This window comes from Fibrobacter sp. UWT3, from assembly GCF_900230125.1.
Taxonomy (GTDB): Bacteria; Fibrobacterota; Fibrobacteria; order Fibrobacterales; family Fibrobacteraceae; genus Fibrobacter.
Genome location: NZ_OCSS01000001.1, coordinates 218,220 through 238,704, shown reverse-complemented (window position 1 = coordinate 238,704; position 20,485 = coordinate 218,220). Strand labels below are relative to the sequence as shown.

The 20,485-nt window shown below is 50.0% G+C and carries 22 protein-coding genes; 1 reads left to right on the top strand and 21 read right to left on the bottom strand.

The window, feature by feature from the left end:
• Nucleotides 1-17: 17 nt before the first annotated feature.
• The 7 genes from CRO08_RS01005 to CRO08_RS00975 form a co-directional block, all read right to left on the bottom strand.
• On the bottom strand, nt 18-836 hold the full coding sequence (locus CRO08_RS01005; RefSeq protein WP_097034710.1) for a polyphosphate polymerase domain-containing protein: 819 nt from the start codon (nt 834-836) through the stop codon (nt 18-20).
• Between the two features lies 1 nt (nt 837).
• Nucleotides 838-2,217 (bottom strand): hypothetical protein, encoded by a 1,380-nt coding sequence (locus CRO08_RS01000; RefSeq protein ID WP_097034709.1) that lies wholly within the window; start codon nt 2,215-2,217, stop codon nt 838-840.
• Nucleotides 2,217-3,317: an HlyD family secretion protein gene (locus CRO08_RS00995; protein ID WP_097034708.1), complete on the bottom strand. Its 1,101-nt coding sequence runs from the start codon at nt 3,315-3,317 to the stop codon at nt 2,217-2,219. Before CRO08_RS00995 ends, CRO08_RS01000 begins: the two co-directional genes overlap by 1 nt.
• Before the next feature lie 11 nt (nt 3,318-3,328).
• The gene (locus CRO08_RS00990) at nt 3,329-4,012 is read right to left on the bottom strand and encodes a DUF4956 domain-containing protein (protein WP_097034707.1); all 684 of its coding nucleotides are present in this window, start codon (nt 4,010-4,012) and stop codon (nt 3,329-3,331) included.
• 284 nt (nt 4,013-4,296) lie between these two features.
• The gene (gene gltA, locus CRO08_RS00985; protein ID WP_097034706.1) at nt 4,297-5,796 is read right to left on the bottom strand and encodes an NADPH-dependent glutamate synthase; all 1,500 of its coding nucleotides are present in this window, start codon (nt 5,794-5,796) and stop codon (nt 4,297-4,299) included.
• Nucleotides 5,796-6,683 (bottom strand): sulfide/dihydroorotate dehydrogenase-like FAD/NAD-binding protein, encoded by an 888-nt coding sequence (locus CRO08_RS00980; protein WP_073113492.1) that lies wholly within the window; start codon nt 6,681-6,683, stop codon nt 5,796-5,798. Before CRO08_RS00980 ends, gltA begins: the two co-directional genes overlap by 1 nt.
• Nucleotides 6,684-6,966: 283 nt before the next feature.
• Nucleotides 6,967-7,785 carry an alpha/beta fold hydrolase gene (locus tag CRO08_RS00975; RefSeq protein ID WP_097034705.1) on the bottom strand — a complete coding sequence of 273 codons (819 nt, stop codon included), beginning with the start codon at nt 7,783-7,785 and terminating at the stop codon, nt 6,967-6,969.
• A gap of 73 nt (nt 7,786-7,858) precedes the next feature.
• Here CRO08_RS00975 and CRO08_RS00970 point away from each other — a divergent pair, with 73 nt between their 5' ends.
• Nucleotides 7,859-8,809: an MBL fold metallo-hydrolase gene (locus tag CRO08_RS00970; RefSeq protein WP_255252188.1), complete on the top strand. Its 951-nt coding sequence runs from the start codon at nt 7,859-7,861 to the stop codon at nt 8,807-8,809.
• A gap of 45 nt (nt 8,810-8,854) precedes the next feature.
• Here CRO08_RS00970 and CRO08_RS00965 read toward each other — a convergent pair whose 3' ends face one another.
• The 14 genes from CRO08_RS00965 to CRO08_RS00915 form a co-directional block, all read right to left on the bottom strand.
• Nucleotides 8,855-9,070 (bottom strand): hypothetical protein, encoded by a 216-nt coding sequence (locus tag CRO08_RS00965; protein ID WP_097034704.1) that lies wholly within the window; start codon nt 9,068-9,070, stop codon nt 8,855-8,857.
• Between the two features lie 60 nt (nt 9,071-9,130).
• The gene (locus CRO08_RS16600) at nt 9,131-9,358 is read right to left on the bottom strand and encodes a hypothetical protein (protein WP_141398181.1); all 228 of its coding nucleotides are present in this window, start codon (nt 9,356-9,358) and stop codon (nt 9,131-9,133) included.
• Between the two features lie 54 nt (nt 9,359-9,412).
• Nucleotides 9,413-9,913, bottom strand: coding sequence for a DUF3368 domain-containing protein (locus CRO08_RS00960; RefSeq protein ID WP_097034703.1), 501 nt, complete (start codon nt 9,911-9,913; stop codon nt 9,413-9,415).
• Nucleotides 9,910-10,185 (bottom strand): UPF0175 family protein, encoded by a 276-nt coding sequence (locus CRO08_RS00955; protein ID WP_073113499.1) that lies wholly within the window; start codon nt 10,183-10,185, stop codon nt 9,910-9,912. Before CRO08_RS00955 ends, CRO08_RS00960 begins: the two co-directional genes overlap by 4 nt.
• Before the next feature lie 98 nt (nt 10,186-10,283).
• The gene (locus CRO08_RS17225) at nt 10,284-10,838 is read right to left on the bottom strand and encodes a DUF5915 domain-containing protein (protein WP_255252284.1); all 555 of its coding nucleotides are present in this window, start codon (nt 10,836-10,838) and stop codon (nt 10,284-10,286) included.
• A 145-nt stretch (nt 10,839-10,983) separates the two neighbouring features.
• The gene (locus CRO08_RS17220) at nt 10,984-11,958 is read right to left on the bottom strand and encodes a class I tRNA ligase family protein (RefSeq protein ID WP_255252187.1); all 975 of its coding nucleotides are present in this window, start codon (nt 11,956-11,958) and stop codon (nt 10,984-10,986) included.
• A 182-nt stretch (nt 11,959-12,140) separates the two neighbouring features.
• A complete protein-coding gene (locus tag CRO08_RS00945) occupies nt 12,141-15,101 on the bottom strand; it encodes an InlB B-repeat-containing protein (RefSeq protein WP_097034702.1) in 2,961 nt (986 codons plus the stop codon).
• A gap of 56 nt (nt 15,102-15,157) precedes the next feature.
• Nucleotides 15,158-16,006, bottom strand: coding sequence for an IS3 family transposase (locus tag CRO08_RS00940; protein ID WP_176495013.1), 849 nt, complete (start codon nt 16,004-16,006; stop codon nt 15,158-15,160).
• 17 nt (nt 16,007-16,023) lie between these two features.
• Nucleotides 16,024-16,353: a transposase gene (locus tag CRO08_RS00935; RefSeq protein ID WP_097034692.1), complete on the bottom strand. Its 330-nt coding sequence runs from the start codon at nt 16,351-16,353 to the stop codon at nt 16,024-16,026.
• A gap of 199 nt (nt 16,354-16,552) precedes the next feature.
• The gene (locus CRO08_RS16860) at nt 16,553-16,702 is read right to left on the bottom strand and encodes a hypothetical protein (protein WP_176495015.1); all 150 of its coding nucleotides are present in this window, start codon (nt 16,700-16,702) and stop codon (nt 16,553-16,555) included.
• A 15-nt stretch (nt 16,703-16,717) separates the two neighbouring features.
• Complete coding sequence (locus tag CRO08_RS00930) at nt 16,718-17,458, bottom strand: hypothetical protein (protein ID WP_141398180.1); 741 nt, start codon at nt 17,456-17,458, stop codon at nt 16,718-16,720.
• A 461-nt stretch (nt 17,459-17,919) separates the two neighbouring features.
• The gene (locus tag CRO08_RS00925; RefSeq protein ID WP_097034700.1) at nt 17,920-19,467 is read right to left on the bottom strand and encodes an ATP-binding protein; all 1,548 of its coding nucleotides are present in this window, start codon (nt 19,465-19,467) and stop codon (nt 17,920-17,922) included.
• Nucleotides 19,468-19,582: 115 nt separating this feature from the next.
• Nucleotides 19,583-19,762, bottom strand: coding sequence for a hypothetical protein (locus CRO08_RS00920; RefSeq protein ID WP_097034699.1), 180 nt, complete (start codon nt 19,760-19,762; stop codon nt 19,583-19,585).
• An 11-nt stretch (nt 19,763-19,773) separates the two neighbouring features.
• Nucleotides 19,774-20,385, bottom strand: a complete 612-nt coding sequence (locus tag CRO08_RS00915; protein WP_255252186.1) for a DUF5915 domain-containing protein — start codon at nt 20,383-20,385, stop codon at nt 19,774-19,776.
• Between the last annotated feature and the right edge of the window lie 100 nt (nt 20,386-20,485).

Sequence of the window (20,485 nt, the reverse complement as noted above, 5' to 3'; positions counted from 1 at the left end):
CGCTCTTTAAAAAAATCCTAGAAATTGCCCGCCAGCTTTGTCCAGTACGGGGACTTGAACCGGCGAGGGTTCTCGTAAACACGTTTCCATTCGGCTGCCGCATTACCGAATTTAGAAAATGCGGCGTGCTTGAGGTTCAAAAATCTTATCAGATCGAACATCCAGTAAGGAACCTGTGAGCAAGGACACTTCAATTCGAGCACTGCATCGGCACCGGGCTGGAAAAACCTCGGGAGACCCGTCGAATGCATATAGTGCGGGTCCACCGTATAGTCAAATCCGTTCTCTTCGCGGAAGCGCATACCCGTATCGATGGTGACGCGGGAATATTCCTCGCGTAGCCCGAACCAGGCGCGGCGCTTGTACTGCGTAAGCAGGCGCGGGTGCGCCCCGTGGAGTTCCGTCTTGTACAGGAAATCCTTGAGGTACATGCGGTCTTTTTCGCCCTTACAGGGCCATTCATCGGGTTTCATGTGCCAGACTTCGCCCGGGTTGATTCCCTTGATGGTCGCGCGGCTCTTGTAGCAGATGCTCTTGATCTTGCGCTTGACCTCGAAATGGAACGTGCCGTCCTGTGCGGGGTGCTCGCCGTAGGTGCGGATTCGCATGTTGAAACGGTCCAGCAGTTGCTTCTTTTTCCAGCCGAGGAACGTCCACTTCGGGGTATCCAGGTAGAGGTTCGTAATCCAGTAAAAACCGCCCGGAGTAATCTTGGAATAATAGTCCTCTTCGCAGTACGGCGCAAGGAAGGCGCCAATCCGGTCCGCCCATTCGACGGGGATGTGGTACTTGAGCTCAAAACGCTCGAGGAGGCTAAAACCGCGGGCTTCTGCCATACTACTTCAGAGCCTCGCGCAGGTGGTTTGCGCTGTTTTCGCGGGCAAGGATGCCTGCGTAGTTGAGCAGTTCAAGATAACGGGCAAAGATATCGTATTCGAGCTTGACCGCCTTCATGTTGCTTTCGAGCGCGCTTTCCTTTGCACGCAGGAGCAGCAACGGGTCGGAACCGGCATTGCGGGCGAACTGTTCCATGAACCCGCTCGCGTTCACCTGTTCCACGAATTCCTTCTGCACCTTCCACTGGCCAATCAGAGCGAGCACTTCTTCGGTGAGGCGCGCCACCTTCTGGTTGATGTCACGCACGTCGGCGAGGTAGTCGCTCTCGGCGTCGAGCTTTGCCACCTGGAGCTTGAGGTCGGCATCCTTCCCGCTGTCGAAGAACGGCAGGCGGAACGCGAGGTTCACGAAGAACTTGTCGGCAGTCTTGCGACTGTCCTTGTCAGGGACGAGGATTGTTGCAACGTTCGGGCAATTGACAGCGCTGGCACAGCCCGTCTTTTCTTTGAATTCTTGCTCATAATCCTTATAAGCGCCCGTACCAAAAACATCGGTGGCATCCAGGTCCTTGTACTTTTCCATCAGGGATTCAATCTGCAGGGAGTACCCGATACCGATATGCGAGATGTAGTCGCGGCCCTTGCTCACGTCCTGCTTGGCCTGCGCCACTTCACTGTCGCGCTTGCCGCGGGCCATCGCCACCAGCGGGAAGTTCTCGTTCACTTCCACGCCGTTCGAGAGGTTCTGCGCAAGTTCTTCCATCGTGGGGAGGAACGACGAATCCAGATCGACGCCTTCGAAATCGGGCACCCAGATTTTCATCTTGAGTTCCGCATCGCGGAGCGCCGTGCTGTCCGAAAGCAAATCCGCCTTGATGGTTGCACCCTTCTCGAGCGTAGACATCAGGTCTTCGGCACTGAACGAGGCAGAGCCCGACTTCATGTGCAGCACTTCTATGCGGTCGGCATTTACCTGCAGCAACTGCTTGTTAATCTCGTTAATCTTCTTGCGCATCACGTAACGCACGCCACGTTCGTAACGGTCAAAGAGCAACAAAGAACGTTCGACGCCGAACCTCGCCTTCTCGTAATTCCTTACGGCATCGGCCCTTTCCTTGTCGGCACTGCTTTCGCCGAAGGTCTTCGGACTCATGCGCAGTTCAAAATCGTGCTTTGCAAAACTGAACCCGTCAAGCTGGTAACGGAGTTCCAACTTGTCCCAGAGTTTCGTATTCCGTTCGCCCGAGGTGGCCTCGGAACGCTTCTGCGCCGCCTCGTAGCGGGGGTCGTTCTTGGCCGATTCTACAAGCTTATCCCATGTGAGCGGTTCCGCGAATACGGCTGCCGCAAGCATGGCGGGGAGGACTGCAATGCGTTTCATTACTTGTTCTCGTTCTTCTTGAGTTTCTTTCCGCTAGTTTCAGAAATGGTCACCATCTCGCCCAGCAGGAACGGATTGTTTTCGGGAATCTTGATGGTCACTTCACGGCCGTAGACCGGCATCTCGGGCATCTTCCACATGCGTTCCGGGAAAGCGACGATACGGCTCGAAAGACCGACGACCTCGCCCACCACGGCCTTGCCCGTACCGGCAAGCGTAGTGACCTTCACGGCCTCGCCCAGGTCCATATTCTGGTAAATCTGTTCGTTGATGTAGCCGCGCACGAGCGTCGGGGACTTGTGGGTCAGCGTCACGATCGGAGCAAAGCTAGACACCTTTTCGCCGTCACGCACGTTCACGTCGCCCACGACCCAGTCTTCCTTCGCAATCTGGATAAGTTCTTCCTGCTGCTTCTGCATTTCCTCAAGTTCCTTCTTGAGGTTCTCGGCTTCGTTCTTGCCGCTCGCCTTCTGGAGCTTGCTGCTACCGCGGAGGAGGGCAATCTGCTCGTTCGCGCTCTTGGTGGCAAGGGCGAGTTCATTCTTGAGGCTCTTGATGCGCATCGCCATCGCGTCGTTGCCGTCGCTCTGGGATTTGGAGTTCGAGAGGCTCTTGAGCTTTGCAGAAATAGCCTTGTTGCTGTTGTATTCGGCTTCGAGGTTGCGGATTTCTGCAGTGAGGGTCAGGCGGCGGGTCTCGAGGTTCGCCTTCACGTCGGCCACCTTCTGGTCAATTTCGGCGGAACTCAGGTTGCTGCGGCCTTCGAGCGCATCAATCTCGCGGGTAAGTTCGGCAATGCGGAGAGTCAGGTCGGGGCGGTTGATCTGGACAATCGTATCGCCCGCATGGATTTCCTGGCCGGGAACCACATGCACCTTCACAATCTCGGTAGCACTGGGCACGCTGATGATTGTTTCGCTCGCCTCGGCGATACCCCTGAACATGGCGACCTTGCCCTGGTAGACAAACCCGACCACGATAGCCAGGATAACGCAGACAACCCATGCAATGGAAAGCTTGTGGCCGTAGACGTAGGCCACGCCCGCATTGTTCTTGTGGGTATTCCAGAAATTATCAAGGAGATCTTCCAAAAAACGCATTTTCTATCTCCTTACATCTCAGTAGTGGCGTCCTGCATCATGAACTGCACGTCCGAGATGCCTTCCAGCTTGGAAAGATCGTTCAGGATTTCCGCCGCGGGCTTCGTCGCCCTCAGGCGCACCTGGTAGGCCACGTCAAGGCGGGTACCGCCATCGACTTCGCGCATGGTGATAAGGATGAACGTCTTGAGACTCGTCTTCATGATGTGTTCGACCTGCTCGCGGACCGGGCCTTCGTTCGGGAGAGCGAAGCGGAGCATGCCGTCAAAGAAGTGCTTGGTGCCGAGGCCCGTACGCGAAAGCAGGAAGGCGACACAGCAGAAGGCAATCGTACCGCCGGCAGCGGCACCCCAGGCATACACGCCACATCCGATACCCGCACCCAGCGAGGCGAATATGAACATGATATCGCGCGGATCCTTGAAACTCGTACGGAAGCGGACCACCGAGAGAGCACCCATCATACCGAGGCCGCGCCCGACGTTATCGCCGATGGCCTGCATAATCATCGCAGCCGCGACAGAACTCAGGACAATGCCCTGGACGAAGTTGCGGGAATAGGAAAGGCCGAGGAACGTCTTTTCGTACGTCCAGCCGATGATGGAAGAAAGGATAAAAGCCAGCGTAAGGGTATAGACCAGCGTGATGAGAGTCGCGTTGGTCGTGCTGGACTGGACCGCAAGAAGGTCAAGCATGTTTTACTCCATATAGGTTTGCTTTTTGTTCCCATAATCTACTTAAATAACGCCGTTTTTAGGGCATTTTCTTGTAAAAATGGGTCAACAAAGAGCCATTATAATAACGTTTCATCCGAAAAATAGATAAAAACTCCCGAAAATCCTTGTAAAGATGCGTTAATAAAGCATTCTCCGTTGTAAAAGAGAACATCAAAAAGCGGTATTTTTTCGGAACAGTTCGTTCCATAAAAAAAGATGGCCGCAAGGCCATCCTTTTTTCAAATCCAAGATTTGAGGAAGAATTACTTCTTCAGGAATTCATTTATTCCCGCTGCTGCACGACGCCCCTCACCCATGGCGAGAATCACGGTTGCGGCACCCAGCACGATGTCACCACCGGCATAAACCTTCTCCATGAAGGTCTTGTTGGCGGTTGCATCTTCGAGAAGGATGTGACCCTTCTTGTCCACAGAGAGTTCCGGCGTGGTGTTGCTGATAAGCGGGTTGGAACCGTTACCGATAGCAACGAGCACGGTGTCGCATTCGATTTCGAAGCTTGCACCTTCGATCTTGACCGGACGCGGACGACCCTTTTCGTCGGGTTCACCCAGCTCGTACTTGTCGACGAGCATGCCGCGTACGTGGCCGGCTTCGTCGCCAAGAATCTTGGCCGGGTTCTGCAAGACGCAGAATTCGACACCCTCTTCCTGGGCATGGAGAACTTCTTCCTTACGGGCCGGAAGTTCGTTCATGCTGCGGCGGTAAACGATGCGGACCTTTTCGGCACCCAAGCGGAGAGCCATACGGGCAGCGTCCATAGCGACGTTACCGCCACCGAGAACCACCACGTTCTTGCCGGGCCACATCGGAGTATCGGCATGTTCCTTGTCGTAAGCGCGCATGAGGTTGGCACGGGTCAGGTATTCGTTAGCGGCGAACACACCCACCAGGTTTTCACCTTCGATGTTCATGAACAGCGGAAGACCGGCACCAGTACCGACGAACACGGCATCAAAACCGTCCTTTTCAATCAGGTCCTTGAGCTTGCGGGTACGGCCAATCACAAAGTTGGTCTCGAACTTCACGCCCATGGCAGCGAGAGATTCGATTTCGTTGTCCACAATTTTCTTGGGCAGACGGAATTCAGGAATACCGTAGCGGACCACACCACCCAGCTTGTGGAAGGCTTCAAAGATGGTCACGTCGTGGCCTTCGCGGCGAACGTCGGCAGCGACGACCAAGCCGGCAGGACCGGAACCGATCACGGCAACCTTCTTGCCAGTAGCGGGCTTCACGGCCGGCACAGAGGCGCCACCGTTGTTGCGTTCGTAGTCGGCAGCAAAGCGTTCCAGGCGACCGATAGCCACAGCCTGGTTCACGTCCTTGTGCATCTTGCCCATGGTGCAGTTCATCTGGCACTGGCGTTCCTGCGGGCAAACACGGCCGCAGATTGCCGGGAGCAAGCTGGTTTCCTTAATCTTCGCGATAGCGGCCTTGAAGTCACCTTCGGCAATCTTTGCGATGAAGGCCGGAATGTCGATGTGCACCGGGCAGCTTTCAACGCAAGGCTGGTTCTTACAAGCGAGGCAGCGGTTAGCTTCCACGATAGCCTGAGCTTCGGTGTAACCCTGGGCCACTTCTTCCATCACGCGGGCGCGGTAGCTGGGTTCCAGCTGCGGCATGGGCTGAGCCGGAATAGCAGTCTTGTCCTTGGGCTTGAGCGGCTTCGGAAGGGCATTAATCTTTTCAAGTTCCACCTTGGCGGCGGCGTCCAACTGTTCACGAGTCAAATGTTCAGACATTACTTGCTCTCCTTGGCCTTTGCGTCAGCCATCTTATCAATGTTGCACTTGTGGCCGTCATTGGCACCGAAGCGGTGCAAGGCTTCCTGTTCCTGGGGCTTGAAGGCGCCCATGCGCTGGAGCATGTTGTTCCAGTCCACTTCGTGGCCGTCGAATTCAGGGCCATCGACGCAGACGAACTTCGTCTTGCCGCCGATAGTTACGCGGCAGCCACCGCACATGCCGGTCCCGTCCACCATGATGCTGTTGAGGCTCACCACGGTCTTCACGCCGTAGGGCTTGGTGGTGAGGGCGCAGAACTTCATCATGATCGGAGGACCGATGGCGAGCACCATGTCGGGCTTGCCCTTGGTGTCTTCGCAGAGTTCCTTCAGCGGTTCGGTCACGAGACCCTTGCGACCGTAGGAGCCGTCGTCGGTCATGAAAATGATTTCGTCGGCGAGGGCGGTCATTTCTTCCTTCATGAGGAACAGGCTCTCGTTACGAGCACCCATGATGATGGTGACCTTGTTGCCGGCCTTCTTCATGGCCTGCACGATCGGGTGCATCGGGGCAATACCCACGCCACCGCACACGCAAACCACGTGGCCAAAATTCTCGATGTGGGTCGGGGAACCCAGCGGGCCCACGAGCACCGGGATATCGTCACCGACTTCGAACTTGGAGAGTTCGGTGGTGGTCTTACCGACGGTCTGGAAAATCAGGGTGATGGAGCCTTCAGTCGTATCGGCATCGGCGATGGTGAGGGGCACGCGTTCGCCGTTGTCCTTGTTCGTCTGGAGGATGATGAACTGGCCGGCCTTACGCTCTTGGGCGATCAGCGGGGCCTCGACGCGGAATTGGAATACCGCAGGAGATAACTGTTTTTTAAAGAGAATTTTTGCCATAGTGGGAACAAAAATAAAAAAGTCCTTCTGGTCAGAAAGGACTTTTTCATGAAAAAGAGGCTTCTTTTAGTTTAATTCTTGCGGGAGGGGCCCCAGCTCAGAGTGGACGCCTACGGCGTCCGTGGCTGCACTCGGTCATATCGGCAAGTAAACTTGCCGCTGCGACACTCGTTTGCACACTACTGCGAAGGCCGTATTTTATGGATTTTGGCCGACGCCTTCCACTTATAAGACTGTTTATCGCAGGGTTATGACCGTTTATTTCAAGCAGAAATAAGTTTATTTATGGAATCTCTTTCAGCAAGAACTGCAATATGCGGTCCTTGTATTCCTTGATTTCATCAAAAGCGGCGTGGCCGTAGCCCTCGAAAATCTCGTACTCGTAGGGGACATTTGCGGCCCTCAGCTTTTCCACGATCTTGTCGGATGCGATGGGCAAAACAACGCGGTCTTCGCTCGCGGCAAGCACGAGCACGGGGCACTTGATGCTTGCGAGCATATCGCCGGTATCCACGTTGTCACATTCGCGGGCGAATACGGCGAAGCGGTCCATTTCAGCTTCGGAAACGTCCTTGTACATGGCACGGAGTGCGCGGCTGTAGCGTTCGGCAAACTTCGACGAGAAGCAGTCGCGGATGAAGGCTGCCACTAGGCCTTCACGGTCGTGCGCGCGGGCAAGGCGCGCCCAGTTCCCGATGACTTCAAGCTGTTGCGGCTCCGGCTTGGAAGTCGAACAGCCGAGCACGAGCTTCCACACGAGTTCCGGGTGCGTCGCCGCGATATGCTGGGCTACCATGCCACCCTGCGAAACGCCGTAGAGCGCCACGTCCTTGAGGCCGAGCGCCTGCATGGCAAGCACCTGGTCGCGAGCCATCTCCTCGAGGGAGTAACCCGGGTCCACGTCCTTGCGACGGTCAAAGAAGTAGAGCGTATAGCCCTCGGTGAACATCTTGTAGGGCACCTGCAGGGAGGCTGCGGATTTCATCACGCTCTTGATGGCAAGCCCGGGAATAATCACGAGGGCGCGCGGGCCGTTCCCGAACTTCGCGTATTCCATTTCAAATCCGTCGGTGCGGACACACTGTACAAGTTCTTCGCTCATGGTGTAAAAGATAGATACATATCTTGCGAACGAAAGCCGTTTTTTCTTATTATTACAGTGTCAAGGAGTCACCATGAACAAAATTTTCGCTATCCTCGGAACCATCTCGCTTTCGATGCTTGTCGCCGCCTGCAGCGACACCAAGACCGCCAAGGAAACCGCCACCGCAGAAACTGCGGGCGTTGAAACTGCCGCACCGGCAAATACTGCTGTCGCGGAATCCGAGACGCCCGCTGCCGATGCTTCGGCTGGCTCAGCAACCTTCGCACAGGTCGAAGGTACGAAAACCATAACCCTCGCAAACGGCGCGACGGTCACCTGGATTCAGGACAACGAGGGCGAAAAACTGAACCCACGGAGCCTCTTCAGCGACGCCAGCGACTCGCTCTACAACAGTCTGAACATGCCCGACGGCATCCCGGCCAGCGTGAGCACCTTCCTCGTGAACGTGGACGGCAAGTACATTCTGTTCGACGCAGGCCTCGGGGCATTCGGCGGGCAGCTCATGAACCGCCTTGCCGCGCTCGGCGTGAACCCCGACAGCATCGGGCTTGTCTACCTCACGCATTTCCATGTGGACCACATCTCGGGCCTTGTCGCAAAGGATGATGCCGGCAACGACACGAAGGTTTTCAAGAACGCCGCCGTATATGCGGGCAAGGTGGAATACGACGCCTGGATGAACGACATCCCGAAAAACGATTTGCAGAAGAACATCATGGCGCTCTACAAGGATAGCCTGCACCTGTTCGCCTTCGGCGACAGCCTCCCCCACGGAGTGCTCGCGATGGACGCCGTCGGACATACGCCCGGCCACACCGCCTTCCAGCTAGCGAACCTGATGATCGTCGGCGACCTGATGCACGGTTACGCCCTGCAGAAGGACCACCCCGAAGTCAATTCCAACTACGACATGGACAAGCCGAAATCCGCCGAGAGCCGTAAGCGCATTATGCAATACGCCCGCGACAACAAACTCCTGATGGCCGGCATGCACCTGCCCCCTCCGGGATTCGCGGAATAGCCCTATTGTCACCTTGGAGGGAACCCGCAGGACGACCAATAGGGGCTAAATGGACAATGCAGCCAAAAAGCCCAATGTAATATCAAGGGAAAATGTATAATACACTTTTTTGGAATTGATTAAATAACCAAATTCGTGAGAACCAAAGCCTAATCCCGCAAGTCCTCCTATACGGACAGACCATCCGTAGTCAAATCCAGTTTTGTATGCCCATACAATTTCTGGACCAGAGGTAACCGTGAATATCATGTTTTCAAACATATAACGCAAATTGGGCTGAAAATAGAATCCCACTTGATCATTATCAAAATCATAAATCAATCAAATTCGATTGGTCCACATGAGCTCATTGGTTGGTTCCCCAAATCCTATCAAAGAATCTGGTCTAGCAGTTTCGTACAAAATAGCGGATGCGCCAATTACAAAATCTATCCCGCCAGAAACTATATATGGTCCACCGCCAATAGACCATCCCCAAAGCGTCGGTGAAAAGCCATCTAAAATGCAGTAGTAATTATCTGATTTTTGATATGCCGATTCCTCTGCCATCGAAATACCCGGGCCAAAGCAAAGCTAAAACAAAAATCAGGTTCCTAACAAACTTCATTTATTATCGTGGACCAACGACAACAGCAAATTAAAAAGTTTTTCACCGATAAAGCGGTTCATGCCCCTAAGCATAGTAACGCTTTGGTCAATTTCATCTGCAGTAAGCAACTTCTTCTGATATGCAGCAAAGAGAATGCCTATGCTTCCGGTAATGGTCAGTTTCATACTCTCGGCTACAACACGGCCTTTGCTTTCATCAATTAGCAAAAGACTCGGTTGTTTTTCGTCTGCCAAGATAATCGCTTCGCTTTCGCCCAGGTCCAAACCAGTCGCCCGTTGCAATAGAGATACTCTTTCTGCGGAAAGCTCCGAATGGACTTCTAAAAACGGGCAATTCCTAAAATACTCTGCTTCTTCAGGGTATTCAGTATTGCGAGTCAATTCTTCAAATACAGCAAAAGGGATGTGAACGGAATTATATAGTTTATTCAAAACATCAATCCGTCCAATTTTGAACAGAGTCAATAATGGAGTCGTGTCAGAGACAACTATCACTTAGACTCTCCGCAAGCAGCCAAAGCGTTTGCAATGTCGCGTTCAAGTTCCGCTTCGTCCATGTCAATATACGGAATGCCCATAGAACCATACAGCTGGATTAGAGACCACTTGTCCATTTCAAGAATCTCGGCGGCACGGCCATGCGAAATCGTCCCGTTCTGGATATAGGGGTACAGGAGCATCGCACGTTGCTTCAGCCACATGTCACGCTTATTTACATAAGGTTCCATCGCAGTCGTTATTTCAATTGTTGCGGTTTGCATATTCATACCTCATCTATAAATATACACTTTTTCAAACAAAAGACCAAATAAAGAAAACGCCCTTTCGCAAGGAAAGAGCGTTTTTAGAATCTTTTTGAGAGTATTTACGCTTTTACCGTCGTGAAGCTGAATGCTTCGCCGTCGGCATCGTTGGCTTCGAGGCCATCGGCGGCGGCAGCCCAGGCAATCTTCACAGCTTGCGTCTCGCCGGCGATGTAAGCTTCATTCTCCGCGACGGCCTGCTTGAATACGTCGCTTGCAGAGAACAGCGTCACTTCAATCTTGTCGGTGATGGCGTAGTTCTGGTCCTTACGGCGGTTCTGGATGCGGTTCACGAGTTCGCGAGCCACGCAAGCACGGCGAAGTTCGTCCGTGATCTTGAGGTCCAGAGCCACGGTGAAGTGCTGGTTGGCTTCCACGGCCATGCCGTCGGCCACGATGCGGTTGAGCATCAGGCAGTCGGCACCGACTTCACCGAAGTCGAACTTGATCGTCTCGCCATTCTGCAGCGCCTTGATTTCGTCAACGCTCAACGAATTCAGCTTGGCAGAAATCACCTTCATGTTCTTCGCGTAATCCGGACCCTTCGCCTTGATGGCGAGGAAGTTCGGCTTAGCAGAAAGTTTCACGAGCTTCGTCTCATCTTCCAAGAACTTCATTTCGCGAACGTTGAGTTCTTCGAGGATCAAGTCCTTCATCGTTTCGGCGACGTTCTTTTCTTCGTTACCGTGAGCAACAACCGTCATGCTTGCAATCGGCATACGGTTCTTTACGTTGTTCGTTGCACGAATCACGCGGCCCATTTCAACCATGCCACGCACCATGGCGATGCGTTCCACGAGCTTTTCGTCCATGAGGGACTTGTCGGCGCTCGGGAATTCGCAGAGGTGCACGCTCACCGGAGCGTTGGCATCGACTTCGCGCACAAGAATCTGGTAGATTTGCCCTTCGGGCCAACCTCCCGCATCTCGGCAAAAAAATTGCAAGCATTTTTCTGCACTCGATTTGATCGGTTCCTTCGGCGAGGAGCGGGAGGAACGGGGCGAGAATCTTGGAGAAGTCTACGAGCACCTTGTACATGGTAGCGTAGGCGGCGTTCTTGTCGCCATCGTTTTCGGACTTCCAGAAACGGCGACGGCTGCGGCGCACGTACCAGTTCGTGAGGTCATCGACCGCGGCAATCACGGCGGGCACCACGTTGTACAGGCGGTATGCCTTCATTTCCACTTCAACCTTGGCGGCCAAATCCTGCAAGGTTGCAAGCATCCAGCGGTCAAGTTCGTTATCCGACTTCACTTCCTGACCCGGCTTCCACGTGAGCTGACCCTTAGCGGCATCGGCGTTGTGGTTCGAGACAAAGAATGCAACAGCGTTCCAGAGCGGCAACATCACCTGCTTCACGATGCCCTTCACGCCTTCTTCACTGAAGCGGAGGTCTTCGGCCTTCAAAGCGGCGGAGTTGATCATGAACAAGCGAATAGCGTCGGCACCCGTGCGTTCGATGAGGTCGTTCGGGTCCGGGTAGTTGCGCTTGGACTTACTCATCTTGGAGCCGTCTTCGGCCAAGATAATACCGTTCACAATCACGTTCTTGAATGCGGGCTTCTGGAACAGAGCGTTCGAAAGCACCGTCAGCGTGTAGAACCAACCGCGGGTCTGGTCGAGGCCTTCAGCAATGAAGTCCGCTGGGAAGCTGCGTTCCACCAGTTCCTTGTTTTCGAACGGGTAATGGCGGCTGGCATACGGCATGGAACCGGATTCAAACCAGCAGTCGAACACTTCCGGCGTTCCCTTGCACTACGGCAAGGTCGGGCTATATTCTGGGGGCAATCGGCTGCGCTTACGCTTGCCGCTCACCTCCCAGAACAAAGCCTCGCTTCGCGAGTCTTGTCCCCAAGGGGTCACTATCCCTAACGCAAATGGGCGGGCTTACGCCCGTCCCCAAAAAAGTTGTTGAAAATTTATTTTATGCTAAATTTCTGAGTATAATTTTCTATTCGTATCAGATAGTTGCCTGCCCGCGGTATAACAATATTGAAATTAGCCAATTCAACGAGCCCCATTTTCAATACTTTTCCCTGCATGTCAAAAATTGCATAAGCAGAACCAACTTTTGCTCCCGCAATCTGAACTCCGCGATTAAGGGCTTTCACAGTAAACGGTGCATTCACAGATATGCTAATCGGCATACTACTAGAATTACACGGTTTATTCGGGTTTCTTATGGTTAGCTTGATTTTATACACATTGCCGTTAACCGTCAAAGAATCCGTTTCAACAGTCCCATTACATACAAGATCCCTGTAGGTTTCGGGAACCGTTCCGTAAATAGACAGATCAATTCCAGATTTTTCCACCTTTAGGAACGGAATGTCATAACTTTCGCGAACATAACTTTGGACATCTCTAAATATTATTGTTTCCATCCAATCGTTTATACCGAGCGTTTGTTCTAGATTTCCATATATGACAATTTTGTTAGAAGATGACGAAGTTGTTTTACTTGAACTACTCGACAAAGCTATAGAACTACTACTTTTTACAGAACTCGATGATTTTGGAGCACTGCTGGAACTTGATTTAGCAACACTGCTAGAACTACTTTCAGGATTCTTCGAATACTTCGCTGTAATAGTAATATCACTTACAACCGAGATTTCAGTTCCTGCAGTTCCGATTTTATTGTCACCATTATAATAAGCATCAAAAGTATAGCCATCCTTTTTAGGCGCAGTCGGCAAAACGTAGGTTTCATTTTCTTCAACCTTAACACTATCTATTTTCTCATCATTTGGTCCAACAACCTTAACGATATAGGTAATTAATTCTTCAAACAAAGCCTTAACCGTTAAGTTTTCTGTCACATTTGCAAAAGTAGCGTTCCAACCAACAAATTTATAACCCTCACGAGCTACATTTGTAGGAGCTACAGCAGCACCACCATAAGGAACCATCTGTTCATCAATGATGGTCGTCCCATTCAAGAACGTCACCTTATATTCAACCTTACTAGAATCAAACAATGCCGTATAAGAAGCATCTTCTGTAACATAATCAAGAGCAGGTTTCCACCCCTTATGCGTATATTTCCATTCAGCTGTAGTCGCACGAGATGGCGTCTTCGAACAACTTGGCATTTTGCCATATTCGAAAGCTTCACTTTCTATCTTTGTTCCATCATAATTATTAAATGTAATGACATACGAGCGTATCGTAGAATCATAAACCGCATGATAGTCAAAATCTTCTACAGCATTTGTAGGCTCAACATCCCAGCCTTTAAATGTATAAGTGTATTGAGCCGTTGTTTCTTTAGTTGGCGTTTCGCCTCCATATGCAACAACGCTACCATGCTGATACGACTTGGTTTCAAGCAAAGTTGATTTTGCATCCGTATTGAAGAAATTGATAGTCCAAAACACTTCACTTGCATCGACATAAACAGCATTAATCGTTTGATCAGCAGTAAACACCGTTGTCGGCTTAACTCTGACATCGTTAGCATTATACCATCCAGTAAAAACAAATCCTTCTGCAGGTTCTGGATTTTCAGGGAAAGTCGCCAAACCTTTGTTTGGATTTGTATAACGATTTGTCATCACGCCTTCATCATTAAAGATGACTTTATAGATAGCGTGATTTGACTCATCAGCAAATATAGGATATCCACCATTTCGACTCCAGACACTACTATTTGTTTCCGTTCCATTTGTCGTGTTAAGAATCCAAGCGAATTGGTCTTTTTGCATATCTTTTGTTGATTTTCCCGCCACACTTGTGGCGGTTCCAGAATTGGAACCTATCGAGTTCATCGATAAAGAATCCGCATTAAAGTAAGTGTTTGACACGGTGCTTGTATTGGTTTCATTTTTTCCAATAATGGCACCGACATCAATTGTTCGGCTACTCTTTATTTTATTAGCAATAACAAAACTATTTTTTACTTTTCCTGAATTAGAGCCAACCACACCTCCCATGTTAGATGAAAATACATCTCCGTTAGAGTATGCCGGCGAAAAAGATATGGACGATTTTTTTACACAATTTTCTATGACCGCATCCTTGTTGTTTGTTCCGCTTATTCCACCGATATAGTTTATCCTTACATACGAAGTGATTTCCATACTTCCTTCACTCATGCACATATTAATATTGCTATTATTTCTACCAGAAACACCACCAATATGCAATGTTCCTCGCCCATAAGAATTGTAATAAGTAGAGTTAGAAATTTGCATACTCCCTCTATTTTGGGCATTCCTAATCGTTTTTCGGTTAAGTCCGACAATTCCACCTCCATAAATGGTTTTTGGTGTGCCGTAATCGTTAGGAGCAGGAAATGTAATTACTTTTACAAGACCCTCATTTTGTACGTATTCTATAATTCCATCGTTTATCCCTGCTATTGACCCAATATTTGCATTAAGTGAATCTTTTTTTCGTTCTTCATCAACTAAAATCGAATCAGCGTTAAAACAGTTTTTTATCAAGCCATAATTCTGCGCAGCAAATGCAGCAATCCGTATATCACTGCCCATAAAAATATTTTTTTCACGTAGTCCATTACGAAGGCTCAGATTACGCAAAACACCATCATTCCCTAAATAACCTACTAATCCCGTAAATTTAAGATTTCTTGCATACAGGCCATATATAATATGTCCTGCTCCATCAAGAACACCGTTAAAAGCATGATTATTATCTTCTCCGATTGGCGACCAAGGATATGTTGTTCGAGTTGTTTTTTTCGCGCCAAAAGTAATATCATTTCCTAGCACGGCATTTATCGTTGTTTTTCCGCCATTAACCTGGTCCGCAAACCATGCAAGTTCATCGGCTGTTGTGATGACATAGAATGACTTGCCATCAATCTTTGGATTTGTAGTTTTTTTAATAGTGGGTTCATGAACAACCATATTCATTACCGGTTAAGTTAAAATATATCCTTTTTTCTTGTTAAGTGGTATACCCTTGTGGTCTAGGCAGCCTGTTTTGACAGCCTATATTCCACCGGTGTCATGTAACCGAGCGAACTATGGAGCCGTTTCCGGTTGTAGAACAGCTCGATGTACCTGAAAACGGCCTCCCGCACGTCTTCGATGTCCTTGAAGTCTCGCCTGTAGGCCATCTCCTTCTTGAAGCTTGCGAAGAAGCTTTCCATGCAGGCGTTGTCGTAGGGGCAGCCCGGGGCGCTCATCGAGGGCGTTATCCCATTCTCCGAGAGCATCGTGCGGTAGCCCATGCTGCTGTACTGCACGCCACGGTCGGAATGGAAGATTAGTCCGTCGTGATGGCCGCGTTGCATGATGGCATTGGACAACGCGCGCTTGACAAGTTCCGTGTCGATGTTCTTGCTCACGGCATAACCCACCGCCTCCTTGTTGCATAGGTCAAGTACCACGGCAAGGTACACCCAGCCAAGCGTAGTCTTGACGTAGGTGATGTCGCCGGCCCAGACGGCGTTCAGACTGTCGGGATCGAACTTCCGCTGCACCAGGTTCTCGCTGTACATGGAGTCACATTTGCCCTTGCGGTAGGGTTTCCATTTCTTGAGCGTGACCGGATAGAGACCGTTCTCGCGCATGATGCGGCGCAGTTTCCACACCTTTACCTCGTCACCCTTGTCATGGAGTGCCGCCTGCATCTTCGGGCAACCGTACACGCGGTGGTTTTCTTCGAAGGTGTCGCGGACCTTCTGGACAAGCCGTTCTTCGCGGGCCTTCTTCTCGGCACGTTTTTCCTGCTGGCGCGACCACTGGTAGTAGGAACACTGCGGTATTCCTAGGGCTCTGCACATCTTCCTGACTGAGTATTTCTTGCGGTTCACGTGTATCGCCTCGCATTTCAGTCGTGTGGTCGCATAAAGATGTGCAGGGATTTTTTTAGGATCTCTACCGTCTCCTTCTCGTCCGCAAGCTCCTTTTCACGCTTCTTCAGGAGTTTTTCCAGTTCCCTGTTCTTGGCGGCGAGTTCCTCGACGGACACCTTGCGGATTCGCCGTTCCTCGCGGTAGCTCGGCAGGTTGTGTTCCTTGCGGTACTCGTTTACCCACCGACCGACTGTATTGGGCCCGATTCCGAGTTCCTTGGCTATTTGGTTTGCTGACTTTTCGCCTTTCAGGACCAGCTTGATGACCTGTTCCCTTGTCTCGGAGCTATAGTTGATTTTTGCCATTGTTTTACCTTTTGGGGGTTGCGCAATGAATATAGTAGCTTATGCTACCCTCTTATTAAACTCCTGCATGGTCCACTATCTGATTTGCGGACTTTTCGCCTTTCAGGACCAGTTTGATGACTTGTTCCCTTGTCTCGGAGTTGTAGTTGACTTTTGCCATTGTTTTACCTTTTTGGGGTTGCGCAATGAATATAGTAGCTTATGCTACCCTCTTATTAAACTCCTGCATGGTCCACTTTTTCATGTTTTCTGGTTCTGACATAGAACCAGTCCATGCCGCCGCAATCGCATCACACGCAAGCAACGCAACCAAGGAGACAATGATTAAGTAAAGTTTAGTGATTTTCATGATTAAGTCTCCTTGCTACTTACACTTTTGATTAGGATGATTGTTGTTATATTCCTCTGTAATTCGATCAACAAAAGCCCAGAATTCTTTGAGACCTTTGGAGGCGATTTGTTTTGCCAACTTTGAGTCTTTTTCTTTTATATTGTCCATGATTAGAGAAAAGGAATTTTTAGACAGTTTTCCGTATAACCAAACAAGATTGTCAAAAGAACTATAATTATTTCTTATTGGTTCAAATTTTAAAAGATCATTTATTAGGGTTGCCTTGTGTTCATTTTTCGAATGCACAGGGAATTCATATCCGAAAAATTCTAGAATTTTATTTACATTTTCCTTTAGAAGGGAATCTTCTATTGGAAAATTATGCTCCGTAAGAAAGTAAAAATACTTGCTAATCAAAGAAGGGGCTTTTGCTGAGGGGGTTCCGAAAGATGTTTCAAACAAATCCTTGATATCAGATTGCTTTAGCGACTCCTTATATTGGCTTATTTTCTCTTTCAGTTCATCATCGTCCTTAGACCTATCTGCAATAGCTTGTGCCAGTTCGTCCATTCCACCTACATGTTTTTTCATGTTTGTAGAATAAAAAGAATCAACTACAGCGAGACGAATATAAACAATCTCCCGATATGATAAATCTGATTTTAATTTAAAAAGCGAATCAATGACATTTCGATTCCTAAAATATGGAGTATCATTTTCTAAGACTTCTTTGGCTAACGCCATGAGTTCCCGAAATTCTTTTTCCTTAGCCATAACAGCCTCCATCGTATACACCTATGGAGTTTCGCCCCTGCTCAGCAATGAACTTCGCCAATTTTCGTGAGAATACAAAAAAGGCGCAGATCGTTGCATCTATCTGTGTGGGGCTCTAGACTACCTCTGAACGATAAACACAAACGACCCACGCCCCAAAAGGGCTGTTGCTTTTTGATCTATACGACCAAAGTCCAGCTCTGATGAGCTGGTACAGCAAACCGAGATACACCGCAAAACGGCATACCTGCGTGAGCGTTCGCCTTATTCTCGTTCAGGGAAATTGTCTAGATTTCACACAGAGAACAAGAGCTAAACTCTCTAACATGTCCAATTTAAAAATAACTTAAATATGGGCGAGATGCACGGAAAATTTACAAAAGAACCCAGTTTTGTGACGAAAACGGCGATTTCGGGCCAATTTGTAAAGGAAAAGGGCTGTTCCAAGTTGTAATGGGGGCTTAATCATCCCGTTCGCCATGCGACGTGATGTATTTGCGGTTTGGATCATGGGAAGCCGTGGTAGTCGGGCGAAGCATACCCATCATAACCAATTTGGTAGTATATTGCTGACGGGTCTTTGTTTGATTTTTCACGCCTAACATGTCCAAAATTTCTTGTGCCGTTCGAGGCATTTCATTGCAAAATTCCAGTACCTTTTGCTGCTTGGCAGTAAGACGCATTTTATCACCTTTTCCACCATGCTTGGTTACTTTCCCGCCTAAGTTGGTTACTTTTTTGTCAAGGTTGGTTACCTTTTCGCTGGAGTTGGTTACTTTTTCATCGGGGTCTGACACCTTTGTCTTACGATATATGACCGTGCGGAAGTCTTCTGCCTGGTAAAATTCCGGTGTCTGGAGACCATATTGTTCACAGGCCGCTATCAAATCGGTCGTTCCTGTTCCCAAATGCTCAATATAGCCGGCAAGGAACAACGGGTGCGCAATGACGGGATTTGTGGGCTCAGACGAATGCATTTCACGCAGTTTCTGTACAGTAAAACCATCGGGAAGCCGTCCAGGGTTCCAAATCTCGACACGATCACGAAAAAGCATCACCTGCACGCTGGCATTGCTGGTATAGTCACGATGCGCAACGGCATTGGCAATAGCTTCTGCCACGGCACTTTCCGGCAATTCGTAATCCACAGGAGCATCCGCCGAATGGTCGCGAGTACCCACGCGAGCGTCTATGCGCGACATTACGAAACCAACGGCCTTATCTATCATCTCAAAGAGCGAACCTGCGAACACTTGATAATTGCGGATGGGTTTTTCCACTTTTGTGCCATAGAACTGAGCGCAGCGAACCTCCGATGTGCGGAAGAACCGTTGCGGATCCTTGGCAAAAAGGAGTAGAGCTGAATTTGTCAAGCGACCGTCATCCGTCAATACATGTATGCCCGAAAAAATCTTTTCCATACCATCGGCAAATGTCAGCGGGAAATTGCGTTTTTCCTTTGCCCTGTTGATGAATGTCCGCACCCGCTCAGGGTCAATATCATCGTAAGTTGCAACCGGATGAGCCGCAGCATCAAAGGGAGCCTTACGAATGAATTCTTTTTGTTCCAGATAATCAATGAGAGAGTTGTAAACGGCTGTGCGTAGTTCTTCGTAGGTGGTAAAGCTGCGACGGACAAGTTCCTGCTCGACCTTCTTTACAAAAACTTGTTCCTTTGGCTCTCGCTTGGATTCGGTTCGTAACGTGTACACCAACCGATGTACAAAATGAGCCTTTGCTGTATCGTATTCACGTTCCGTGGGTGAAACGCCCTCAGAGTCCTCGTAGCCGTATTGCGTGCCAAAAATACCCAAATAAATATGGCTTTCGGCAGCTTGAGCAAGATACGCCTTTTGTGCAGAAACCTCGGATGCAGGCATATCCTCAAAAATAAACGGCACAAAGAATCGACCGAGCAGGGAATCCGTCCGGATATAATCGCACAAGAGTCGTCGTTCGCAAGCAAACTCTCGCTGAACACTGCTGATGAATACTTTTATATCACCCATTTTTCTCTCTTCAGATTATCTCTGTTCTTTCGTTTTGAAGATAGATAATTTTCAGAAAAAAGGAAACGGCGCTCCCACGGGGAACGCCATTTTTGATTTAAACCATTCTCTTTGATTATGCCTTAACAGTCGTGAAGCTAAATGCCTCGCCGTCGGCGTCATTCGCTTCCAAGCCATCGGCTGCTGCAGCCCAGGCAATCTTAACAGCCTGCGTTTGGCACTTCGTGCCCAACCTCTTCGGCTCGGCAATGTCCACGCAAGCGTGGCCGCTGCTCTCGCCTTGCGAGGTTGTCACCTGCGATGTACTTATCTTACAGCTTCAACGAAGACCTTTTCGCCATCTGCATCAGATTCCTGCAAACCAGCAGTAGAATCCTTCCACACGATAGCGTTAGCTTGGGTCTCGCCCTTGATGTAAGATTCGTTTTCCTTTACAGCCTGTTTCAGCACTTCGCTTTCAGAATAAAGTTCAATGCTGATACGGTCAGAGATTGCAAAGTTCTGGTCCTTACGGCGGTTCTGGATGCGGTTCACGAGTTCGCGGGCCACGCAGGCGCGGCGGAGTTCGTCCGTGATCTTCAAGTCCAGAGCCACGGTGAAGTGCTGGTTGGCTTCCACGGCCATGCCGTCGGCCACGATGCGGTTGAGCATCAAGCAGTCGGCACCGACTTCACCGAAGTCGAACTTGATGGTTTGCGCTTCGCGCCCAACCTCTTCGGCTCGGTCCTGAGAAGACAAGTCTTCTCGCGACTCTCGCCTTGCGTGGTTGTCGCCATTCTGCAGAGCCTTGATTTCATCAACCGTGAGGCTGTTGAGCTTGGCAGAAATCACCTTCATGTTCTTCGCGTAATCCGGGCCCTTCGCCTTGATAGCGAGGAAGTTCGGCTTGGCGGAGAGCTGCACGAGCTTCGTTTGCACTTCGTGCCAAATGCTAGGCTCGGTCCTATATTTAAAAAGGACGAAAATCACTCCTTCATTAGTCTATTTTTAGAAATGGGTAGGAGATGGGCAACCCGCC